This window comes from Pseudomonas sp. RGM 3321 (assembly GCF_022836805.1).
Classification (GTDB): domain Bacteria; phylum Pseudomonadota; class Gammaproteobacteria; order Pseudomonadales; family Pseudomonadaceae; genus Aquipseudomonas.
In genome coordinates this window covers 42944-62100 of record NZ_JALHBH010000119.1, presented here as the reverse complement: position 1 = coordinate 62100, position 19157 = coordinate 42944, and the positions used below count along the sequence as shown (strand labels likewise).

Annotated in this window: 20 protein-coding genes; 17 read left to right on the top strand and 3 right to left on the bottom strand. The window is 60.8% G+C overall.

Annotation, left to right across the window (positions count from 1 at the left end):
- Positions 1-67: 67 nt before the first annotated feature.
- The 3 genes from pyrR to RGM3321_RS23055 are packed head-to-tail and all read left to right on the top strand — an operon-like array spanning position 68 to position 2865.
- Positions 68-580, top strand: coding sequence for a bifunctional pyr operon transcriptional regulator/uracil phosphoribosyltransferase PyrR (gene pyrR / locus RGM3321_RS23065; RefSeq protein WP_244394975.1), 513 nt, complete (start codon positions 68-70; stop codon positions 578-580).
- Positions 581-592: 12 nt separating this feature from the next.
- On the top strand, positions 593-1597 hold the full coding sequence (locus RGM3321_RS23060; RefSeq protein ID WP_004666454.1) for an aspartate carbamoyltransferase catalytic subunit: 1005 nt from the start codon (positions 593-595) through the stop codon (positions 1595-1597).
- Positions 1594-2865, top strand: a complete 1272-nt coding sequence (locus RGM3321_RS23055; RefSeq protein WP_244394974.1) for a dihydroorotase — start codon at positions 1594-1596, stop codon at positions 2863-2865. Before RGM3321_RS23060 ends, RGM3321_RS23055 begins: the two co-directional genes overlap by 4 nt.
- 166 nt (positions 2866-3031) lie before the next feature.
- Here the strand turns inward: RGM3321_RS23055 and RGM3321_RS23050 are convergent, their stop codons facing one another.
- On the bottom strand, positions 3032-3436 hold the full coding sequence (locus RGM3321_RS23050; RefSeq protein WP_057459276.1) for a TM2 domain-containing protein: 405 nt from the start codon (positions 3434-3436) through the stop codon (positions 3032-3034).
- A 250-nt stretch (positions 3437-3686) separates the two neighbouring features.
- Here RGM3321_RS23050 and RGM3321_RS23045 point away from each other — a divergent pair, with 250 nt between their 5' ends.
- Positions 3687-4364 carry a C40 family peptidase gene (locus RGM3321_RS23045; RefSeq protein WP_244394973.1) on the top strand — a complete coding sequence of 226 codons (678 nt, stop codon included), beginning with the start codon at positions 3687-3689 and terminating at the stop codon, positions 4362-4364.
- 95 nt (positions 4365-4459) lie between these two features.
- Here RGM3321_RS23045 and RGM3321_RS23040 read toward each other — a convergent pair whose 3' ends face one another.
- Positions 4460-5494: a type IV pilus twitching motility protein PilT gene (locus RGM3321_RS23040; RefSeq protein ID WP_002551728.1), complete on the bottom strand. Its 1035-nt coding sequence runs from the start codon at positions 5492-5494 to the stop codon at positions 4460-4462.
- A gap of 55 nt (positions 5495-5549) precedes the next feature.
- Between RGM3321_RS23040 and RGM3321_RS23035 the strand changes: the two genes are divergently transcribed.
- From RGM3321_RS23035 to RGM3321_RS23000, 8 genes are all read left to right on the top strand, one after another.
- The gene (locus RGM3321_RS23035) at positions 5550-6236 is read left to right on the top strand and encodes a YggS family pyridoxal phosphate-dependent enzyme (RefSeq protein ID WP_244394972.1); all 687 of its coding nucleotides are present in this window, start codon (positions 5550-5552) and stop codon (positions 6234-6236) included.
- 22 nt (positions 6237-6258) lie between these two features.
- The gene (proC, locus tag RGM3321_RS23030; RefSeq protein WP_244394971.1) at positions 6259-7077 is read left to right on the top strand and encodes a pyrroline-5-carboxylate reductase; all 819 of its coding nucleotides are present in this window, start codon (positions 6259-6261) and stop codon (positions 7075-7077) included.
- A gap of 25 nt (positions 7078-7102) precedes the next feature.
- Positions 7103-7693: a YggT family protein gene (locus tag RGM3321_RS23025; protein ID WP_002551725.1), complete on the top strand. Its 591-nt coding sequence runs from the start codon at positions 7103-7105 to the stop codon at positions 7691-7693.
- Between the two features lie 266 nt (positions 7694-7959).
- Complete coding sequence (locus RGM3321_RS23020) at positions 7960-9099, top strand: homoserine O-acetyltransferase (RefSeq protein ID WP_244394970.1); 1140 nt, start codon at positions 7960-7962, stop codon at positions 9097-9099.
- 7 nt (positions 9100-9106) lie between these two features.
- Positions 9107-9727, top strand: a complete 621-nt coding sequence (metW, locus tag RGM3321_RS23015; RefSeq protein ID WP_244394969.1) for a methionine biosynthesis protein MetW — start codon at positions 9107-9109, stop codon at positions 9725-9727.
- A 33-nt stretch (positions 9728-9760) separates the two neighbouring features.
- Complete coding sequence (gene rdgB, locus RGM3321_RS23010; RefSeq protein ID WP_244394968.1) at positions 9761-10354, top strand: RdgB/HAM1 family non-canonical purine NTP pyrophosphatase; 594 nt, start codon at positions 9761-9763, stop codon at positions 10352-10354.
- The gene (gene hemW / locus RGM3321_RS23005; RefSeq protein WP_244394967.1) at positions 10351-11565 is read left to right on the top strand and encodes a radical SAM family heme chaperone HemW; all 1215 of its coding nucleotides are present in this window, start codon (positions 10351-10353) and stop codon (positions 11563-11565) included. The genes rdgB and hemW overlap by 4 nt, the downstream gene beginning before the upstream one ends.
- Positions 11566-11574: 9 nt before the next feature.
- The gene (locus tag RGM3321_RS23000) at positions 11575-11898 is read left to right on the top strand and encodes a DUF3392 domain-containing protein (protein WP_002551720.1); all 324 of its coding nucleotides are present in this window, start codon (positions 11575-11577) and stop codon (positions 11896-11898) included.
- Between the two features lie 69 nt (positions 11899-11967).
- Here RGM3321_RS23000 and ilvD read toward each other — a convergent pair whose 3' ends face one another.
- Positions 11968-13815, bottom strand: a complete 1848-nt coding sequence (gene ilvD, locus RGM3321_RS22995) for a dihydroxy-acid dehydratase (protein ID WP_024640355.1) — start codon at positions 13813-13815, stop codon at positions 11968-11970.
- A 338-nt stretch (positions 13816-14153) separates the two neighbouring features.
- On the opposite strand from ilvD, the gene alaC reads away from it, so the two are divergent.
- The 5 genes from alaC to RGM3321_RS22970 all read left to right on the top strand — a co-directional run bounded on the left by alaC (position 14154) and on the right by RGM3321_RS22970 (position 19063).
- On the top strand, positions 14154-15362 hold the full coding sequence (gene alaC, locus RGM3321_RS22990) for an alanine transaminase (RefSeq protein WP_244394966.1): 1209 nt from the start codon (positions 14154-14156) through the stop codon (positions 15360-15362).
- Positions 15363-15536: 174 nt separating this feature from the next.
- Positions 15537-15992 carry a YkgJ family cysteine cluster protein gene (locus RGM3321_RS22985; RefSeq protein ID WP_002551717.1) on the top strand — a complete coding sequence of 152 codons (456 nt, stop codon included), beginning with the start codon at positions 15537-15539 and terminating at the stop codon, positions 15990-15992.
- A gap of 227 nt (positions 15993-16219) precedes the next feature.
- The gene (gene ltnD / locus RGM3321_RS22980) at positions 16220-17125 is read left to right on the top strand and encodes an L-threonate dehydrogenase (RefSeq protein ID WP_244394965.1); all 906 of its coding nucleotides are present in this window, start codon (positions 16220-16222) and stop codon (positions 17123-17125) included.
- A 10-nt stretch (positions 17126-17135) separates the two neighbouring features.
- Entirely contained in the window at positions 17136-18425 is a 1290-nt protein-coding gene (gene otnK, locus RGM3321_RS22975) for a 3-oxo-tetronate kinase (RefSeq protein ID WP_244394964.1), read from the top strand.
- The gene (locus RGM3321_RS22970) at positions 18425-19063 is read left to right on the top strand and encodes an aldolase (RefSeq protein WP_244394963.1); all 639 of its coding nucleotides are present in this window, start codon (positions 18425-18427) and stop codon (positions 19061-19063) included. The genes otnK and RGM3321_RS22970 overlap by 1 nt, the downstream gene beginning before the upstream one ends.
- Positions 19064-19157: the final 94 nt, after the last annotated feature.

Genomic DNA, 19157 nt, shown 5'->3' with positions numbered 1-19157 from the left:
TATTGCCAAGCGCAGTAGTTTTTACACAGTCTGGGAAGGACGCTGCCCGAGCCTCAAAGGAGCAAATATGAGCCTGCCCGATCCCGCCGAACTGATTCGTCAGATGGCCACTGACCTGAACGCTCACCTGAGCAAGCGCGGCATCAGCGACCCTCGTTTCATCGGCATCCGCACTGGCGGTGTCTGGGTTGCCCAGGCGCTGCTCAAGGCACTGAACAACCCCGCTCCGCTCGGCACCCTGGACGTTTCGTTCTATCGTGATGACTTCAGCCAGAACGGCCTGCACCCTCAAGTGCGACCTTCGGACCTGCCGTTCGAAATAGAAGGGCAGCATCTGGTGCTGATCGATGACGTGCTGATGAGTGGTCGTACCGTCCGCGCCGCCCTCAATGAACTGTTCGACTACGGCCGCCCGGCCAGCGTTACGCTGGTCTGCCTGCTGGACCTGGACGCCGGTGAACTGCCGATCCGCCCGAATTTGGTTGGCGCGACTCTGTCGCTGGCACCCGATGAACGCATCAAGCTGTCCGGCCCCGAGCCGCTGGCGCTCGAACTTCAAGACCTCTCCACCGCCCTTTAAGAGTCCATTGCGATGACGCCTCTCGACGCCAAGCGCCCGCTGCAGCTCAACCACCAGGGCCAGCTGCGCCATTTTCTGTCTCTGGACGGCTTGCCCCGCGAGCTGCTTACCGAAATTCTCGACACCGCCGACTCGTTCCTTGAGGTCGGCGCACGGGCGGTGAAGAAGGTCCCGCTGTTGCGTGGCAAGACGGTGTGCAACGTGTTCTTCGAGAACTCCACCCGTACCCGTACCACCTTTGAACTGGCCGCGCAGCGACTGTCTGCCGACGTGATCACGCTGAACGTCTCGACCTCGTCCACCAGCAAGGGCGAAACGCTATTCGATACCTTGCGCAACCTTGAGGCGATGGCCGCCGACATGTTCGTCGTGCGCCACGCAGACTCGGGTGCTGCGCACTTCATCGCCGAACACGTATGCCCGGACGTAGCGATCATCAACGGCGGCGATGGCCGTCACGCACACCCGACCCAGGGCATGCTCGACATGCTGACGATTCGTCGGCACAAGGGCGGCTTTGAAAACCTGTCGGTGGCCATCGTCGGCGACATCCTGCATTCACGGGTAGCGCGCTCCAACATGCTCGCGCTCCAGGCGCTAGGCTGCCCGGACATCCGCGTGATAGGGCCGAAAACCCTACTGCCGGTCGGCGTCGAACAATATGGGGTGAAGGTCTACACCGACCTCAACGAAGGCTTGAAGGACGTGGACGTGGTCATCATGCTGCGCCTGCAACGCGAACGCATGACCGGTGGGCTGCTGCCCAGCGAAGGCGAGTTCTACCGCCTGTTCGGCCTGACCACCGCGCGCCTTGCGGCCGCGAAGCCGGATGCGATTGTCATGCACCCCGGCCCGATCAACCGCGGCGTGGAGATCGAATCGGCAGTGGCCGACGGCGCGCATTCGGTGATTCTCAATCAAGTGACCTACGGCATCGCAATCCGCATGGCAGTGCTGTCCATGGCCATGAGCGGACAAAACGCACAACGCCAATTCGAACAGGAGAACGCCCAGTGAAGCTCAGCATCCTCGGCGCTCGCGTCATCGACCCGGTCAGCGGGATGGATCAGATTACCGACCTGCACGTTGAAGCAGGCAAGCTCACCGCTATCGGTGCCGCTCCGGAGGGTTTCGAGCCCACCCAGACCATCGATGCTAACGGACTGGTCGCAGCGCCCGGTCTGGTCGACCTCAACGTGTCCCTGCGCGAGCCGGGCTACAGCCGCAAAGGCAGCATCGCCAGCGAAACCCGCGCGGCGGTGGCGGGCGGCGTGACCAGCCTGTGCTGCCCGCCGCAGACCAAACCGGTGCTCGACACCTCGGCGGTGGCCGAACTGATTCTGGACCGGGCCCGTGAAGCCGGTTTCAGCAAGGTGTTTCCTGTCGGCGCACTGAGCAAGGGCCTGGAAGGCGAACAACTGGCAGAGCTGATCGCCCTGCGCGACGCAGGCTGCGTGGCATTCGGCAACGGTCTGAGCAGCTTCAGCAACACCCGTACGCTGTGCCGGGCGCTGGAATATGCGGCCACATTCGACCTGACGGTGATTTTCAATTCGCAGGATCGTGATCTGGCCGAAGGCGGCCTGGCGCACGATGGCGCGACGGCGGCGTTTCTGGGCCTGGCGGGCATTCCCGAGACGGCCGAGACCGTGGCGCTGGCTCGCGACCTGTTGCTGGTCGAGCAAAGCGGTGTGCGCGCGCACTTCAGCCAGTTGACCAGTGCGCGTGGCGCGGCGCTGATTGCCCAGGCGCAGGCACGCGGTCTGCCGGTGACGGCGGATGTAGCGTTGTATCAGTTGATTCTGACTGACGAGGCGCTGATCGACTTCTCCAGCCTCTATCACGTCCAGCCGCCGCTGCGCACTCGCGCCGACCGCGATGGTCTGCGTGAAGCGGTGAAGAGCGGTGTCATTCAGGCGATTTCAAGCCATCACCAGCCGCATGAGCGTGACGCCAAGCTGGCACCGTTTGGCGTCACGGAACCGGGCATCAGCAGCGTGGAGTTGCTGTTGCCGTTGGCCATGACGCTGGTGGATGACGGCCTGCTCGACCTGCCGACCCTGATCGCTCGCCTGAGCAGCGGCCCCGCCGCCGCGCTGCGCCTGCCGGCCGGCAAGCTGAGTGCCGGTGCGCCAGCGGATATCGTCCTGTTCGACCCTGCCGCCTCGACGGTTGCGGGCGAGACCTGGCTGTCAAAAGGCGAAAACTGCCCCTTCATCGGCCACTGCCTGCCCGGCTCGATACGCTACACGCTGGTGGATGGACGGATAAGTTACAGCCGTTGAGCCCGCTCCGGGCTCTCGCTTCCGCATCGTTATACACAAGTCCGCTTTTGATTCTGGCCGAAGGCCGTGGGAGCGAACTTGTTCGCGAAGGGTTTCGACTACCGTGCGACGCTCCGCGTCGGCATGCCGTTCTGGACTGGAGCGTGAGGAACGATAACCTCAACCATCATCCGCGTCGGGCGTTCTTCATCGAGATCTGATCATTCAGGGTCCAGAAGTCATACAGAATCCCCAAGAGAAACAACCCGCCCGTGCACAGGTAGATAATGCCGGTGATCCACTTGCCCTGATACATGCGGTGTACACCAAACAGACCCAGGAAGGTCAGCAGGATCCACGCCAGGCTGTAATCGGTGGAGCCTGAGGTAAAGCGCAGGTCGGCTTCGCGGTCCATCGACGGGATCAGAAACAGGTCGATCAGCCAGCCGATACCAAACAGACCGAACGTGAAGAACCAGATGGTCCCGGTGACCGGCTTGCCGTAGTAAAAGCGATGCGCCCCCAGGAACCCGAAAATCCACATCAGGTAGCCCATGACCTTGCTGTGCGTGTCCGAACGATAGGCGTTCATTTTTACCCTCTTTGCGCTGATAGAAAAAAATACATAACAAATTTGTGACTTGGTTTCCCTCTTCCGACGTATGGCACATGAGGCGGTTTTATGCCGCCAAGCCCTTGTCGTCAAAGGGATTAGCAAGAAAAAAGAAAGAGTCTGTCGCATAAAACGCAACGATACCAGTGTGATGCGCTCGACAAATGGGGTCAGATTTTCCGAAAAAGCTGTTATAAAGTTGCGCGCTGACCACTACGAGCCCTGCCGAATGCGTCCTTTTTTCAAGACATGGCTAACCATTTGCCTTTTTATGCCAGTGGCCGCCCACGCCACCAATCGTGAGCAACAACTTCCTGCGAGCTTCACGGGCTACACCGCCAAAAGCCATTCTTCACCGGCACTCGCGACTCGCAATGCACCCCAGGAAGCCACACCAGTATCCGTTCACCCCAAAAATGCCCTCGCCTCCAAGCCGGTTTCGCGCAAGAACGCCAGCAAGGCCACCTTGCAGGCGTCGGCTGCTGTCCCTGCCAAACAGGGCAATGCCGTCGTGAAACGCGCCTTGCAGGCTGTCGGTACGCCTTACCGCTGGGGCGGCACCACGCCCGGCAAGGGCCTTGACTGCAGCGGGCTGGTCAAATATGCCTACACGGATGTGCGTGAGGTCGACCTGCCACGCACCTCCAATGCCATGGCCCAGGGTCATGGACAGACGGTGGATCGCAAGGATCTGAAACCGGGTGACTTGCTGTTCTTCAACATCAAGAGCCGCAACATCAACCACGTCGCCATTTACCTGGGTGACAACAAGTTCGTGCATGCGCCGCGTCGTGGCAAGGCCGTAACTGTCGATACGCTGAACAAGCCGTACTGGAACAGTCACTACAAGATCGCCAAGCGCGTTCTGCCAAAACAGCCCGGCCAGATGCGCGTCGTTCAGCGCTGAGCCTGGCGTGAATCTGCGGTCCGCAAGCTGCATCTGAAAAAAGGGGTCTTGAACGTGTTCAAGACCCCTTTTTCGTTCCTGCAGCATCCCTGCGATCAGAAGTTATCTGGCACCTTGGCCCGCTCACGAGCGCTTTCACGGGTGATCAGGCCTTTCTTCACCAGATCAGCCAGGCACATGTCCAGCGTCTGCATACCCAGCGAACCGCCGGTCTGGATCGACGAATACATCTGCGCCACCTTGTCCTCGCGAATCAGGTTACGGATCGCTGGCGTGCCCATCATGATTTCATGCGCGGCCACACGCCCGCCGCCGACCTTCTTGAGCAGCGCCTGTGAAACCACTGCGTGCAGCGATTCGGAGAGCATCGAGCGAATCATCGATTTTTCCTGAGCCGGGAACACGTCCACAATCCGGTCAATGGTCTTGGCCGCCGACGTGGTGTGCAGCGTGCCGAACACCAGGTGGCCAGTTTCAGCGGCGGTCAGCGCCAGGCGAATGGTCTCCAGGTCACGCATCTCGCCGACCAGAATCACATCCGGGTCTTCGCGTAGGGCCGAGCGCAGCGCTTCCGAGAAGCCCAGCGTGTCGCGATGAACTTCGCGCTGGTTGACCAGGCACTTCTTCGACTCGTGAACGAATTCGATCGGGTCCTCGATGGTCAGGATGTGGTGATGCTTGTTGCAATTGAGGTAGTCGATCATCGCCGCCAGCGTAGTCGACTTGCCTGAGCCGGTCGGCCCGGTGACCAGAATCAGGCCACGCGCCACATCTGTAATCTTGCGAAACACACTGCCCATCCCCAAGTCTTCCATGCTCAGGATTTTCGAGGGAATGGTACGAAACACCGCGCCTGCGCCGCGATTCTGGTTGAATGCGTTGACCCGAAAGCGCGCAACGCCCGGCACTTCAAAGGAAAAGTCGGTTTCCAGACGCTCCTCGAAATCCTGCCGTTGCTTGTCGTTCATGATGTCGTAGATCAGCGCCTTGACCTCCTTGGCGTCCAGCGGGGGCAGGTTGATACGCCGCACATCGCCGTCGACGCGGATCATAGGTGGCAGACCTGCAGAGAGGTGCAAGTCCGACGCGCCCTGTTTGGCACTGAAGGCCAGCAGCTCGGTAATATCCATACAGCTCCTCAATCACATAGAATGCCGCAGACTTTAGCCCTGCTGGCGCAAATCAATGTCCACGATAGCAGCGAACATTTCAACGCTCGAACAACGAATTCGCGACGCAGCCCTCGCAGCCAACCGCGAACCGGCGTCCGTCGGCCTGCTGGCGGTGAGCAAAACCAAGCCCGCCGGCGACTTGCGTGAAGCTTACACCGCAGGCTTGCGCAACTTTGGCGAAAATTATTTACAGGAAGCACTGGGCAAACAGCTCGAACTGAGCGACCTGCCCTTGTGCTGGCACTTCATCGGCCCCATTCAATCGAACAAGACGCGCGCTATCGCCGAGAACTTCGCCTGGGTACATTCCGTGGACCGCCTGAAAATCGCCCAACGCCTGTCCGAGCAACGCCCCGAGGCGCTTGAACCGCTGAACATCTGCATTCAGGTGAACGTCAGTGGCGAAGCCAGCAAGTCGGGCTGCACGCCTCAGGACCTGCCGGAGCTGGCCGCCGCCATCATCGCCCTGCCGCGACTGAAGCTGCGTGGCCTCATGGCGATCCCCGAGCCCACAGACGACCCTGCGGCTCAGAATGCCTCGTTCGCCGCTGTGCGCACGTTGCAGGAGCAATTGAACCTGGCGCTCGACACACTTTCCATGGGCATGAGCCACGACCTGGAAGCCGCCATTGCACAAGGCGCAACCTGGGTGCGTATCGGCACAGCTCTCTTTGGCGCCCGCGACTATGGCCAGCCATAACCCTCCCCACAAGGACCCCTTCATGAGCAAGACTCGTATTGCCTTCGTCGGTGCCGGAAACATGGCTGCCAGCCTGATCGGCGGCCTGCGCGCCCAAGGCGTGGACGCGGCACTGATCTGTGCCAGCGCGCCGGGTGCCGAAACCCGCGAACGTATCGCCAACGATCACGGCATTCAGGTATTTGCCGACAACGCCGAGGCGATCAAGGGCGCAGATGTCGTGGTGCTGGCGGTCAAGCCGCAGATGATGAAAAACGTCTGCCATGCGCTGAAGTCCAGCCTCGAAGCCAATCAGTTGATTGTTTCGGTTGCGGCCGGCATTACCTGCGCCAGCCTGACTCAATGGCTTGGCGATCAGCCGGTGGTGCGCTGCATGCCCAATACCCCGTCGCTGCTGCGTCAGGGGGCCAGCGGGTTGTATGCCACCGACAAGGTCACTGCCGAACAACGCGAGCAAGCCGAGCAACTGCTGTCGGCCGTCGGTGTGGCAGTTTGGGTCGAGCAGGAAAAACACATGGACGCTGTAACAGCGGTGTCCGGCAGTGGCCCTGCGTACTTCTTTTTGATGATGGAAGCGATGACCGCGGCAGGTGTAAAACTGGGCCTGCCGGAAGACATCGCGAAAAAGCTGACCCTGCAAACCGCACTGGGCTCGGCACTGATCGCGACCGGCAGTGATGTGGGTGCGGGAGAGCTGCGTCGTCGTGTCGCCTCTCCGGGCGGGACCACCGAGGCGGCCATCAAGGCATTTCAGGCAGGCGGCTTCGAAGCACTGGTGGAAACGGCACTGACTGCCGCAGATCACCGTGCCGCCGAGCTGGCTGAGCAACTGGGCAAATAATTTTCGGGTTTTCTGGAGCAGATCGATGATCGGATTGAACACCGCTGCAATTTACGTCCTGCAAACGCTTGGCAGTCTTTACCTGCTGATCGTGCTGTTGCGCTTTGTGCTGCAACTGGTGCGGGCCAATTTCTACAACCCGCTGTGCCAGTTCATCGTGCGCGCCACCCAGCCGCTGCTCAAACCGCTGCGGCGCATCATCCCGAGCCTGGGCGGGCTGGACATGTCTTCGCTGGTACTGGCGATCATCGTGCAGATGGTCCTGATGGCCCTGACCCTGCTGCTGATGTTCGGCACCACGGGCGATCCGCTGCACCTGCTGCTCTGGTCGATCATCGGCGTAACCGCACTGTTCCTGAAGATATTCTTCTTTGCCCTGATCATCAGCGTGATTCTGTCGTGGGTAGCACCGGGTAGCAGCAACCCCGGCGCAGAGCTGGTCAACCAGATATGTGAACCCGCGCTGGCACCGTTCCGCAAGATCGTCCCGAACCTGGGCGGACTGGATATCTCGCCGATCCTGGCGTTTCTGGTGCTCAAGTTGCTGGACATGCTGGTCATCAACAACCTCGCCGCCATGAGCAACATGCCGGATGTGCTGCGGTTGTTGATGTAAGCATTCCTGTTCCCACGCTCCAATGCTCGACGTTACACACAAGTCCGCTTTTGATTCTGGCCGTAGGCCGTAGGAGCAAACTTGTTCGCGAAGGGGTAGGTACATCCAAAGGGGATATATCGACCCAAGCAACGCCTTCGCGAACAAGTTCGCTCCTACAACAGCCTTAACTATCGTGCCGTTGATTTACGCCTCACAACATCCCTTATTGCCGCTGCACCCCGCGGTCTTTAGACTTACGCCTCATTTATGCGAGAGCAGGGTCGATGCCCACGGTATTCCCTCACGATTCTGTCGGACTGGTCACACCACAGATGGCGCACTTCAGCGAGCCTCTGGCGCTGGCGTGCGGTCGTTCGTTGCCAGCCTATGACCTGATTTACGAAACCTACGGTCAGCTCAATGCCGCCCGCAGCAATGCCGTGCTGATCTGCCACGCGCTGTCCGGGCATCACCATGCCGCGGGCTTCCACAGCGCCGATGACCGCAAACCGGGCTGGTGGGACAGCTGTATCGGTCCCGGCAAGCCTATCGACACCAACACGTTCTTCGTCGTCAGCCTCAACAACCTGGGCGGCTGCAACGGCTCGACCGGCCCGAGCAGTATCGACCCGGACACCGGCAAGCCGTTCGGTGCCAACTTCCCGGTGGTGACCGTGGAAGACTGGGTCAACAGTCAGGCCCGGCTGGCGGATCTGCTGGGCATCGACACCTGGGCTGCGGTGATTGGCGGCAGCCTGGGCGGCATGCAGGCGCTGCAATGGACCATCAGCTACCCGGATCGCGTACGCCATTGCCTGGCAATCGCCTCGGCCCCCAAGCTGTCGGCACAGAACATCGCGTTCAACGAGGTGGCGCGTCAGGCCATTCTCACCGACCCCGAATTCCACGGTGGCTCGTTCCAGGAGCGCGGTGTGATCCCCAAACGCGGCCTGATGCTGGCGCGGATGGTCGGGCACATCACCTACCTGTCGGATGACTCGATGGGCGAGAAATTCGGCCGTGGCCTGAAGAGCGAAAAGCTCAATTACGACTTCCACAGCGTCGAGTTTCAGGTCGAAAGCTACCTGCGTTATCAGGGTGAAGAGTTTTCCGGGCGTTTCGACGCCAATACCTACCTGCTGATGACCAAAGCGCTGGACTACTTCGACCCTGCCGCCAACTTCAACGACGATCTGGCAAAGACATTCGCCAACGCCACCGCCAAATTCTGCGTGATGTCGTTCACCACCGACTGGCGCTTCTCGCCGGCCCGCTCGCGAGAGCTGGTGGACGCACTGATGGCTGCACGCAAGGACGTCTGCTACCTGGAAATCGACGCACCTCAAGGCCACGACGCCTTTCTGATCCCGATTCCGCGCTACTTGCAGGCTTTCGGTAATTACATGAACCGAATTTCGTTGTGAGGACGTCATGAGAGCCGATCTGGAAATCATCCAGGAATGGATTCCCGCGGGCAGCCGCGTGCTCGACCTGGGTTGTGGCGACGGCGAATTGCTGACCTGGCTGCGTGACCACAAGCAGGTCACCGGTTACGGGCTGGAAAACGACGCTGCCAACATTGCCGAGTGTGTCGCCAAGGGCATCAACGTCATCGAGCAGGACCTCGACAAGGGGCTGGGCAACTTTGCCAGCAACAGCTTCGATGTAGTGGTCATGACCCAGGCCCTGCAAGCGGTGCATTACCCGGACCGAATCCTCGACGAGATGCTGCGCGTCGGGCGTCAGTGCATCATCACCTTCCCGAATTTCGGTCACTGGCGCTGCCGCTGGTATCTGGCGAGCAAGGGCCGCATGCCGGTGTCCGAATTCCTGCCGTATACCTGGTATAACACACCGAACATTCACTTCTGCACCTTCGGCGACTTCGAAGAACTGTGCCGTGAACGCGATGCAAAGGTGCTCGACAGGCTGGCCGTCGATCAACAGCATCGCCACGGCTGGGCCAGCAAACTCTGGCCCAACCTGCTGGGGGAAATCGGCATCTACCGGGTCACCAGCCCAGGGCTGACGGACCACAAGATTGCCATTTAACCGACCGTTTTCAAGCACCACGACAGGCCAACCATGAACCTCACACAACTCGTACTGGCCAGCCACAATGGCGGCAAGCTCAAGGAACTCCAGGCCATGCTCGGCGGCAGCGTAACGCTGCGCTCGGTCAGCGAGTTCAGCCTGGTAGAGCCGGAAGAAACCGGCCTGTCCTTCGTCGAGAATGCGATCCTCAAGGCGCGCAATGCCTCGCGCCTGTCCGGCCTGCCTGCGCTGGCCGACGACTCGGGGCTGGCGGTGGACTTTCTCGGCGGCGCGCCGGGCATCTATTCCGCACGCTACGCCGACGGCAAAGGTGACGCGGCCAACAACGCCAAGCTGCTAGAGGCGCTCAAAGAGGTGCCGGACGAGCAGCGTGGCGCGCAGTTCGTTTGTGTATTGGCGCTGGTGCGTCACGCCGACGACCCGCTGCCGATCCTCTGCGAAGGCCTGTGGCATGGGCGCATCCTGCATACCGCCAGCGGCGAGCACGGCTTTGGCTACGACCCGCTGTTCTGGGTGCCGGAGCGCAACTGCTCGAGTGCCGAACTGGGCCCGAGCGAGAAAAACCAGCTCAGCCATCGCGCCCGCGCCATGGTCCTGTTGCGCCAACGCCTGGGTCTGCAATGACCCACGATTCGCCTGCGCAGCCGCTGTTTCTCGGCGAGAGCGGTTTCTCGTCAGAGAGCCCACGCCCTGCGCTGCCGCACCTGCCACCGCTGTCGCTATACATCCATATTCCTTGGTGCGTGCGCAAATGCCCGTACTGCGACTTCAACTCGCACACTGCCAGCCCGGTGCTGCCGGAACAGGAATACGTCGACGCCCTGCTCGCCGATCTGGACCTCGACCTGCCGCACGTCTATGGCCGCGAACTGCAATCGATCTTCTTTGGCGGCGGTACGCCAAGCCTGTTCAGCGCAGACGCACTGGGCCGCCTGCTCAAGGGCGTGGAACAACGCATCCGCTTTGCCAGCGATATCGAAATTACCCTGGAAGCCAACCCCGGCACCTTCGAACAGGTCAAATTCAGCGCCTATCGCGGTCTGGGCATCAATCGACTGTCGATCGGCATTCAGAGCTTTCAGGAGTCCAAACTCAAGGCGCTGGGCCGCATCCATAATGGCGACGAAGCGATTCGTGCCGCCGACATGGCGCGTCAGGCCGGTTTCGACAACTTCAACCTGGACCTGATGCACGGTCTGCCGGACCAGTCCCAGGACGAAGCGCTGGACGATCTGCGCCAGGCCATCGCCCTCGCCCCGACTCATCTGTCCTGGTATCAACTGACCCTGGAACCCAACACGGTGTTCTGGAATCAGCCACCGGTGCTGCCGGAAGACGACATTCTTTGGGATATTCAGGAAACCGGACAGCATTTGCTGGCCACTCATGGCTACGCGCAGTACGAAGTGTCGGCTTATGCGCAGCCCGAAAAACCGGCGCGGCATAACCTCAACTATTGGGCGTTCGGGGATTTCATCGGCATAGGCGCAGGTGCACATGGCAAGTTGAGCTATCCGGACGGACGAATCATGCGTACCTGGAAGACCCGGTTGCCCAAGGATTACCTGAACTCGGACAAGCCTTTTCAGGCAGGGGCAAAGCTGTTGCCGCTGGACGAATTGCCGTTTGAATTCTTGATGAATGCATTGCGACTGACAAATGGTGTGGACGCTGCGTTATTTCGGGAAAGAACCGGTCTAAGCCTCGATTCGCTCGCCGAGGCACGTCGACAGGCCGAACAAAAGGGTCTGCTGCACAAGGATCCGACACGTCTGATCGCCACGCCACAAGGCCAGTTGTTCCTCAATGACCTGCTGCAATACTTTCTGATCTAAGGACCCTGCATGGATTTCGTACTCGATCTGCTCGCCACCGTTTCGCGCTGGAGTCGCAGCAATCTCTCGGAAATCGCGCTCGCGCTGGTGGGCTGCCTGCTGGTGCTGTTCGGCTCGGACATCAAAGGCTGGCTGGAACAGCGAATCAGCGGCATTACCGGCGCCCTGCGCATCCCGCTCATCGCCCTGCTGTGCGCAGTCGGCAGCGGCGCGGCGCTGATCTACGCCACTCCGTGGGTAGTGCGCGGCCTGAGCCAATTCAACAACTACAGCCTGGCACCGGTGTTGTTGGTGGTGCTGGTGCTGATCGGGGTAATTGCGGACCGCAAGTAAGCGCTGCTTTTTCAAACGCAGCAAAAAGCCCGGCATCTCTGCCGGGCTTTTTAGTGTTGCCGATGCAGATCAAGGCACCAGTTTGTCCAGCAATGCCTTGTCACGCACCGCGCCCTTGTCAGCGCTGGTCGCCAGCAGGGCATAGGCCTTGAGGGCGGTGGTCACTTTGCGTGGACGCGACTCGACCGGCTTCCAGCCTTTCTTGTCCTGTTCGGCACGGCGCTCGGCCATTTCCGCATCGTCGATCAACAGGTTGATCGAGCGATTGGGGATGTCGATCAGCACTTTGTCGCCATCGCGCACCAGACCGATTGCACCGCCTGCCGCCGCTTCCGGTGAAGCGTGACCGATGGACAGGCCAGACGTACCGCCCGAGAAGCGGCCGTCAGTCAGCAACGCGCAATCCTTGCCCAGCCCTTTGGACTTCAGGTACGACGTAGGGTAAAGCATTTCCTGCATGCCCGGACCGCCTTTCGGGCCTTCGTAACGGATGATGACGATGTCGCCAGCCTTCACTTCGTCAGCAAGAATCCCGCGCACCGCGCTGTCCTGGCTTTCGAAGATTTTGGCGTTGCCTTCGAAGACGTGAATCGACTCGTCGACACCGGCAGTTTTCACTACGCAGCCATCCAGCGCGATGTTGCCGTACAGCACGGCCAGGCCACCTTCTTGCGAATAGGCGTGCTGGACGCTGCGGATACAGCCGTTTTCACGGTCGTCATCGAGGCTGTCCCAACGGGTCGACTGGCTGAACGCGGTCTGCGTCGGGATGCCTGCCGGGCCTGCCTTGAAGAAGGTGTGCACGGCCTCGTCGTCAGTCTGGGTGATGTCCCATTTGGCGATGCCTTCAGCCAGGGTCTTGCTGTGTACGGTCGGCAGGTCGGTGTGCAGCAGGCCGCCACGGGCCAGCTCGCCGAGGATGCTGAAGATCCCGCCCGCGCGGTGCACGTCTTCCATGTGGTACTTCTGGATGTTCGGCGCGACCTTGCACAGCTGCGGCACCTTGCGCGACAGGCGGTCGATGTGGCGCAGGTCGAAGTCGATCTCGGCTTCCTGAGCAGCGGCCAGCAAGTGCAGGATGGTGTTGGTCGAACCGCCCATGGCGATGTCCAGCGTCATGGCGTTCTCGAACGCCTTGAAGTTGGCGATGTTTCGCGGCAACACCGAGTCGTCGTTTTCCTTGTAGTACTGACGGCACAGGTCGACGATGGTGCGGCCGGCCTGCAGGAACAGTTGCTCGCGGTCGCTGTGGGTGGCGAGAGCCGAGCCGTTGCCCGGCAACGCCAGGCCCAGTGCTTCGGTCAGGCAGTTCATCGAGTTGGCAGTGAACATGCCGGAACACGAACCGCAGGTCGGACAGGCGCTGCGCTCGTACTCGGCGACTTTTTCGTCACTGGCGGTCGAATCAGCGGCGATGACCATCGCGTCGACCAGATCGAGGCCATGACTGGCCAGCTTGGTCTTGCCCGCTTCCATCGGCCCACCAGAAACGAAGATCACCGGAATGTTCAGGCGCAACGACGCCATCAGCATGCCGGGGGTGATCTTGTCGCAGTTGGAGATGCACACAATGGCGTCGGCGCAATGCGCGTTGACCATGTACTCGACAGAGTCGGCAATGATCTCGCGGCTCGGCAGCGAATAGAGCATGCCGTCGTGGCCCATGGCGATGCCGTCGTCGACCGCAATGGTGTTGAATTCCTTGGCTACGCCACCGGCGCGTTCGACTTCACGCGCGACCAGCTGGCCCATGTCCTTGAGGTGGACATGGCCGGGTACGAACTGGGTGAAGGAGTTGGCGATGGCGATGATCGGTTTCTTGAAATCTTCGTCCTTCATGCCCGTTGCGCGCCACAGGGCACGGGCGCCGGCCATGTTGCGGCCGTGGGTGGACGTTTTCGAGCGGTAATCAGGCATTGGAGCACTCCGGCAAAAATAAGGCTGATCAGGAAGGGAGTGAGCTTCTATTGACGTCGCAGGCGAGCGGCAGTGACCGCAGGCAGCGAAGAAACCGAACACCACGGGATCACCGTGTACTCGGCCTGAGCTCATAAACCCGCCGGGGGATGACTGGCGATGAATAGCGCCGATTCTACACCGCCGGGTGGTTTGGTGGGGTCCGAATATCGCCATCGGTGCCGCGCTGCAAATCCCGATGGACAAAATGCTATCAGGGAATTTATCCTCCTCGGCAGGCCGCCTCATGTGGCCACGTCGCTCGGACGGTTCCGGGCGCTTACGTTTGCGAGATACTCATGGCTGACCACGGTTCGCCGCGCCGCTTTGCGCGCATAGATCGACTCCCCCCTTATGTGTTCAACATCACCGCCGAGCTGAAAATGGCCGCGCGTCGTCGTGGTGAAGACATTATCGACCTGAGCATGGGCAACCCCGACGGGGCCACACCGCCGCACATTGTCGAAAAACTGATCACCGTCGCCCAGCGCGAAGACACCCACGGCTACTCCACCTCGCGCGGCATTCCACGCCTGCGTCGGGCGATTTCCAACTGGTACAAGAAGCGCTACGAGGTCGACATCGACCCTGAAAGCGAAGCGATCGTGACCATTGGTTCCAAGGAAGGCCTGGCCCACCTGATGCTCGCCACGCTGGACCAGGGTGACACGGTGCTGGTGCCCAACCCCAGTTACCCGATCCACATCTACGGTGCCGTGATTGCCGGCGCCCAGGTGCGATCGGTGCCGCTGGTGCCTGGCGTGGACTTCTTCGACGAGCTGGAAAAAGCCATTCGCGGCTCGATTCCCAAGCCGAAAATGATGATTCTGGGCTTCCCGTCGAACCCGACCGCGCAGTGCGTGGAGCTGGATTTCTTCGAGCGCGTGGTGGCGCTGGCCAAGCAGTACGACGTGCTGGTGGTGCATGACCTGGCGTACGCTGACATTGTCTACGACGGCTGGAAAGCCCCGTCGATCATGCAGGTGCCGGGTGCCAAGGACATTGCTGTCGAGTTCTTCACCCTGTCCAAAAGCTACAACATGGCGGGCTGGCGGATCGGTTTCATGGTCGGCAACCCGGAGCTGGTGAACGCACTGGCGCGGATCAAGAGTTACCACGACTACGGCACCTTCACACCGCTGCAGGTGGCGGCCATTGCCGCGCTGGAAGGCGATCAGCAATGCGTACTCGACATCGCCGAACAGTATCGGCAGCGCCGCAACGTGCTGGTCAAAGGCTTGCACGAACTGGGCTGGATGGTCGAAAACCCCAAGGCGTCGATGTACGTCTGGGCAAAGATTCCCGAAGCCTACGCGCATCTGGGCTCGCTGGAGTTCGCCAAGAAGCTGCTGGCCGAAGCCAAGGTCTGTGTCTCGCCGGGCATCGGTTTCGGTGAGTACGGCGACGATCATGTGCGCTTCGCTCTGATCGAGAACCAGGACCGCATCCGCCAGGCCGTGCGCGGCATCCGCAGCATGTTCAGAGCTGACGACAAGCTCAAGTCCTGAGTTCGCCCTTTACGCCATGCCTGCTGACCGAATGCGCTCGGCAGGCATGCGCATCCCCACCGATTACGCCCCGCCCTGACTGACCGACAGTCGCCTCGGCAATTTTTACTTACTGCAAATGACCGCGGACCGGTATGATCGCGCGCCCCGATACACCCGGAATTCTGAAATAAAATGAAACCCACCTTGATCGCCGCCGCAGAACTCGATCGCATCGACACCTGGGCCAAATACTCCAGCCACATGTGCGGGGGCTGCGTGTCCAGTTGCTGCACGCTGCCGGTAGAAGTGAAGATCAAGGACCTGATCCGCATCGGCATCGTCGATGAGTTCGAACGCGGCGACCCGGCCAAGAACATCGCCAAGCGTCTGCAGAAAGAAGGCATCGTCGAGCGCTACAACCAGAAGTCCGAGATCTTCACCTTGCAGCGCATGAGCAACAACGACTGCCTGTATCTGGACCGTAAAAGCCGCCTGTGCACCATTTACGACAAGCGCCCGGACACCTGCCGCAACCACCCGAAAGTCGGACCGCGCCCAGGTTATTGCGCCTACAAGCCCAAAGAAGTCGTGCGTCAGGAAAGCGGTTCTTTGAGAAACGCCACCAGCGCGCCAGTGCCGAAGTTCTGACCCATTGAAAGGCTGCGCAACGCGCAGAATATCGGCTCACATCAATCAAGCCCCGGTCAGGGGCTTTTTTGTGGGCGATGGAAAAAGTCTATCGATGTTAATTTTTGTGAAAAATAAAAATACTTCACATTATTTACTCATTGATTCACTATCCGATTCACAGATCAGAACAATAACGCTCGAATGCCAGCGACACAGGCATCGGCACTGACTTTGAGGATTACTGCATGACCAACAAAAACGTTGGCGTTATCGGCCTGGGTGCGATGGGTCTGGGCATTGCCCGTTCATTGCTGCGTAGCGGCTTCACTGTGCATGCCTGTGATGTGCGCAGCAGCGTGACCGAAGCGTTTGCCCAGGAAGGCGGCGTTGCCTGCCAATCCCCCGCCAGCATGGCCGCTGCCTGCGACGTGATCATTACCGTCGTGGTCAATGCCGAGCAGACCGAAACCGTCCTGTTTGGTGAAAACGGTGCGGTCGCGGCGCTGCGTCCGGGCAGTCTGGTCATCGGTTGCGCCACCGTTGCGCCGACCTTCGCCGTCGAACTTGGCGAGCGTCTGGCCGCACAGAACCTGCTGTACCTCGACGCACCGATCTCCGGCGGCGCCGCCAAGGCCGCCGCTGGCCAGATGACCATGATGACTTCCGGCCCCGCCGAGTCTTACGCCAAGGCCGAAGCCATCCTCAATGGCATGGCCGGCAAGGTCTACCGCCTGGGCGACGTCCACGGGCTGGGCTCGAAAGTCAAAATCATCAACCAGTTGCTGGCCGGCGTGCACATTGCAACCAGCGCCGAAGCCATGGCCCTCGGTCTGCGTGAAGGTGTCGATGCTGACGCGCTGTACGAAGTGATCACCAACAGTGCCGGTAACTCGTGGATGTTCGAGAACCGCGTGCCGCACATCCTCAACGCCGATTACACGCCGCTGTCGGCTGTGGATATCTTCGTCAAGGACCTCGGCCTGGTGCTGGATACCGCACGCAGCAGCAAATTCCCGCTGCCGCTGTCGGCCACCGCACACCAGATGTTCATGCAGGCCTCCAGCGCCGGTTTCGGCCGCGAGGATGACTCGGCAGTGATCAAGATTTTCCCGGGCATCGAATTGCCGAAAGCCAAGCCAGAAAAAGCCTGAGGAGCGACTGATGAGCCTGAACAACGCTCGCCCTCTGCTGGGCTGCATTGCCGATGACTTCACCGGCGCGACCGACCTTGCCAACATGCTGGTGCGCGGCGGTATGCGCACTGTGCAGAGCATCGGCATCCCCAGCGCCGAAATGGCTGCCGGTCTGGACGCCGACGCGATTGTCATCGCCCTGAAATCGCGCACCACGCCAAGCGCCGACGCGGTGGCTGAATCCCTCGCCGCGCTGGAATGGCTGCGCGAGCGCGGTTGCGAGCAGATCTTCTTCAAATATTGCTCGACCTTCGATTCGACCGCCGCTGGCAATATCGGTCAGGTGAGTGAAGCACTGCTGAAACAACTGGACAGCGACTTCACCCTAGCCTGCCCGGCCTTCCCGGAAAACGGCCGCACGATTTTCCGCGGCCACCTGTTCGTACAGGACCAGTTGCTCAGCGAATCGGGCATGCAGAACCACCCACTGACGCCGATGACCGATGCCAATCTGGTGCGCGTGCTACAAGCGCAGACCACCGGCAAAGTCGGCTTGCTGCGCTATGACACAGTCGCCAACGGTGTGGATAGCGTGCGCAGCAAGATTGCCGAACTGCGCGCCGAGGGCGTGAGCATGGCAATTGCCGACGCCCTGTCGGACGCGGACCTGTACACACTGGGCACAGCCTGCGCTGACCTGCCACTGCTGACCGGCGGCTCGGGGCTGGCATTGGGCTTGCCGGGCAACTTCCGCAAAGCGGGCAAGCTGCGTGACATTGATGCAGCCAAACAGATCGCTATCAGCGGCGGCGAAGTGGTGTTGGCGGGCAGCGCTTCGGTTGCCACCAATGGCCAGGTCGCGGCCTGGCTGGAAGACAATCGCCCTGCGCTGCGCATCAACCCGCTGGATCTGGCCGCAGGCAAGCCGGTGGTCGAGCAGGCGCTGGCATTTGCCAGAGACGCCGGGCAAACCGTGTTGATCTACGCCACCAGCACTCCGGATGAAGTCAAAGCCGTGCAGAAAGAGCTGGGTGTTGAACGCTCCGGTGCCATGGTCGAAGCCGCTTTGGGTGAGATCGCCAAAGGGCTGCTGAACGCTGGTGTGCGCCGTTTCGTAGTCGCCGGTGGCGAAACCTCCGGTGCGGTGGTTCAGGCGCTGGGCGTTCAACTGTTGCAGATAGGCGCACAGATCGATCCGGGCGTTCCGGCCACGGTCAGCAGCGGCGCGCAACCGCTGGCACTGGCGCTCAAGTCCGGTAATTTCGGCGCTCGCGACTTCTTCGCCAAAGCCCTCAAGCAACTGGCGGGGGCAGCCTGATGATCGATGAAAACGCCCTGCGTCAGGAAATCTGCGACGTCGGCAGGCTGTTGTATGGCCGCGGCTACACGGTGGGCAGCGCGGGCAACATCAGCGCGCGGCTCGACGATGGCTGGCTGATCACCCCGACCGACGCTTGCCTGGGCCGCATGGACCCGGCGGATATCGCCAAGGTCAATCTGGCCGGTGAATGGGTATCCGGTAGCAAGCCGTCCAAGACCCTGGCCCTGCACCGCGAAGTCTACGACCGCAACCCTGAAGTCGGCGGCGTGGTGCACACCCACTCGACGCATCTGGTGGCGCTGACCCTGGCCGGCGTATGGCGCGAAGACGACATTTTACCGCCGCTGACGCCATATCAGGTCATGAAGGTCGGACATATCCCGCTGATCCCTTACCAGCGTCCGGGTTCGCCGAAAGTCGCCGAGCGCGTGGCGGAACTGGCCAACAGCGTGCGCGGCGTGATGCTCGAGCGGCTCGGCCCGGTGGTCTGGGAAAGTTCGGTGGCCAAGGCCTGCTACGCCCTGGAAGAGCTGGAAGAAACAGCGCGTCTGTGGCTGATGAGCAATCCCAAACCTGCGCCGCTGGACCCGGCGGCGCTTGAGGAACTGCGTCAGGTGTTCGGCGCGAAGTGGTAACGGACACACATTAATCGAGGGGCGCACTGCGCCTCTCGGCCGAAAAACAATAACAACAGGAATCGAGAGCATGACTCACCCCTATCCCGCTGTT

Bases quoted from the DNA above. Each gene is read 5' to 3' on its own strand.
- rdgB (WP_244394968.1), top strand. From the start codon at position 9,761: ATGAACCTCACACAACTCGTACTGGCCAGCCACAATGGCGGCAAGCTC.
- otnK (WP_244394964.1), top strand. From the start codon at position 17,136: ATGAGCCTGAACAACGCTCGCCCTCTGCTGGGCTGCATTGCCGATGAC.
- RGM3321_RS23020 (WP_244394970.1), top strand. From the start codon at position 7,960: ATGCCCACGGTATTCCCTCACGATTCTGTCGGACTGGTCACACCACAG.
- RGM3321_RS23045 (WP_244394973.1), top strand. From the start codon at position 3,687: ATGCGTCCTTTTTTCAAGACATGGCTAACCATTTGCCTTTTTATGCCA.
- metW (WP_244394969.1), top strand. From the start codon at position 9,107: ATGAGAGCCGATCTGGAAATCATCCAGGAATGGATTCCCGCGGGCAGC.
- RGM3321_RS23040 (WP_002551728.1), bottom strand. From the start codon at position 5,494: ATGGATATTACCGAGCTGCTGGCCTTCAGTGCCAAACAGGGCGCGTCG.
- RGM3321_RS23035 (WP_244394972.1), top strand. From the start codon at position 5,550: ATGTCCACGATAGCAGCGAACATTTCAACGCTCGAACAACGAATTCGC.
- alaC (WP_244394966.1), top strand. From the start codon at position 14,154: ATGGCTGACCACGGTTCGCCGCGCCGCTTTGCGCGCATAGATCGACTC.
- RGM3321_RS23060 (WP_004666454.1), top strand. From the start codon at position 593: ATGACGCCTCTCGACGCCAAGCGCCCGCTGCAGCTCAACCACCAGGGC.
- RGM3321_RS23025 (WP_002551725.1), top strand. From the start codon at position 7,103: ATGATCGGATTGAACACCGCTGCAATTTACGTCCTGCAAACGCTTGGC.
- pyrR (WP_244394975.1), top strand. From the start codon at position 68: ATGAGCCTGCCCGATCCCGCCGAACTGATTCGTCAGATGGCCACTGAC.
- RGM3321_RS22985 (WP_002551717.1), top strand. From the start codon at position 15,537: ATGAAACCCACCTTGATCGCCGCCGCAGAACTCGATCGCATCGACACC.
- RGM3321_RS22970 (WP_244394963.1), top strand. From the start codon at position 18,425: ATGATCGATGAAAACGCCCTGCGTCAGGAAATCTGCGACGTCGGCAGG.
- RGM3321_RS23050 (WP_057459276.1), bottom strand. From the start codon at position 3,436: ATGAACGCCTATCGTTCGGACACGCACAGCAAGGTCATGGGCTACCTG.
- RGM3321_RS23000 (WP_002551720.1), top strand. From the start codon at position 11,575: ATGGATTTCGTACTCGATCTGCTCGCCACCGTTTCGCGCTGGAGTCGC.
- proC (WP_244394971.1), top strand. From the start codon at position 6,259: ATGAGCAAGACTCGTATTGCCTTCGTCGGTGCCGGAAACATGGCTGCC.
- hemW (WP_244394967.1), top strand. From the start codon at position 10,351: ATGACCCACGATTCGCCTGCGCAGCCGCTGTTTCTCGGCGAGAGCGGT.
- ltnD (WP_244394965.1), top strand. From the start codon at position 16,220: ATGACCAACAAAAACGTTGGCGTTATCGGCCTGGGTGCGATGGGTCTG.
- ilvD (WP_024640355.1), bottom strand. From the start codon at position 13,815: ATGCCTGATTACCGCTCGAAAACGTCCACCCACGGCCGCAACATGGCC.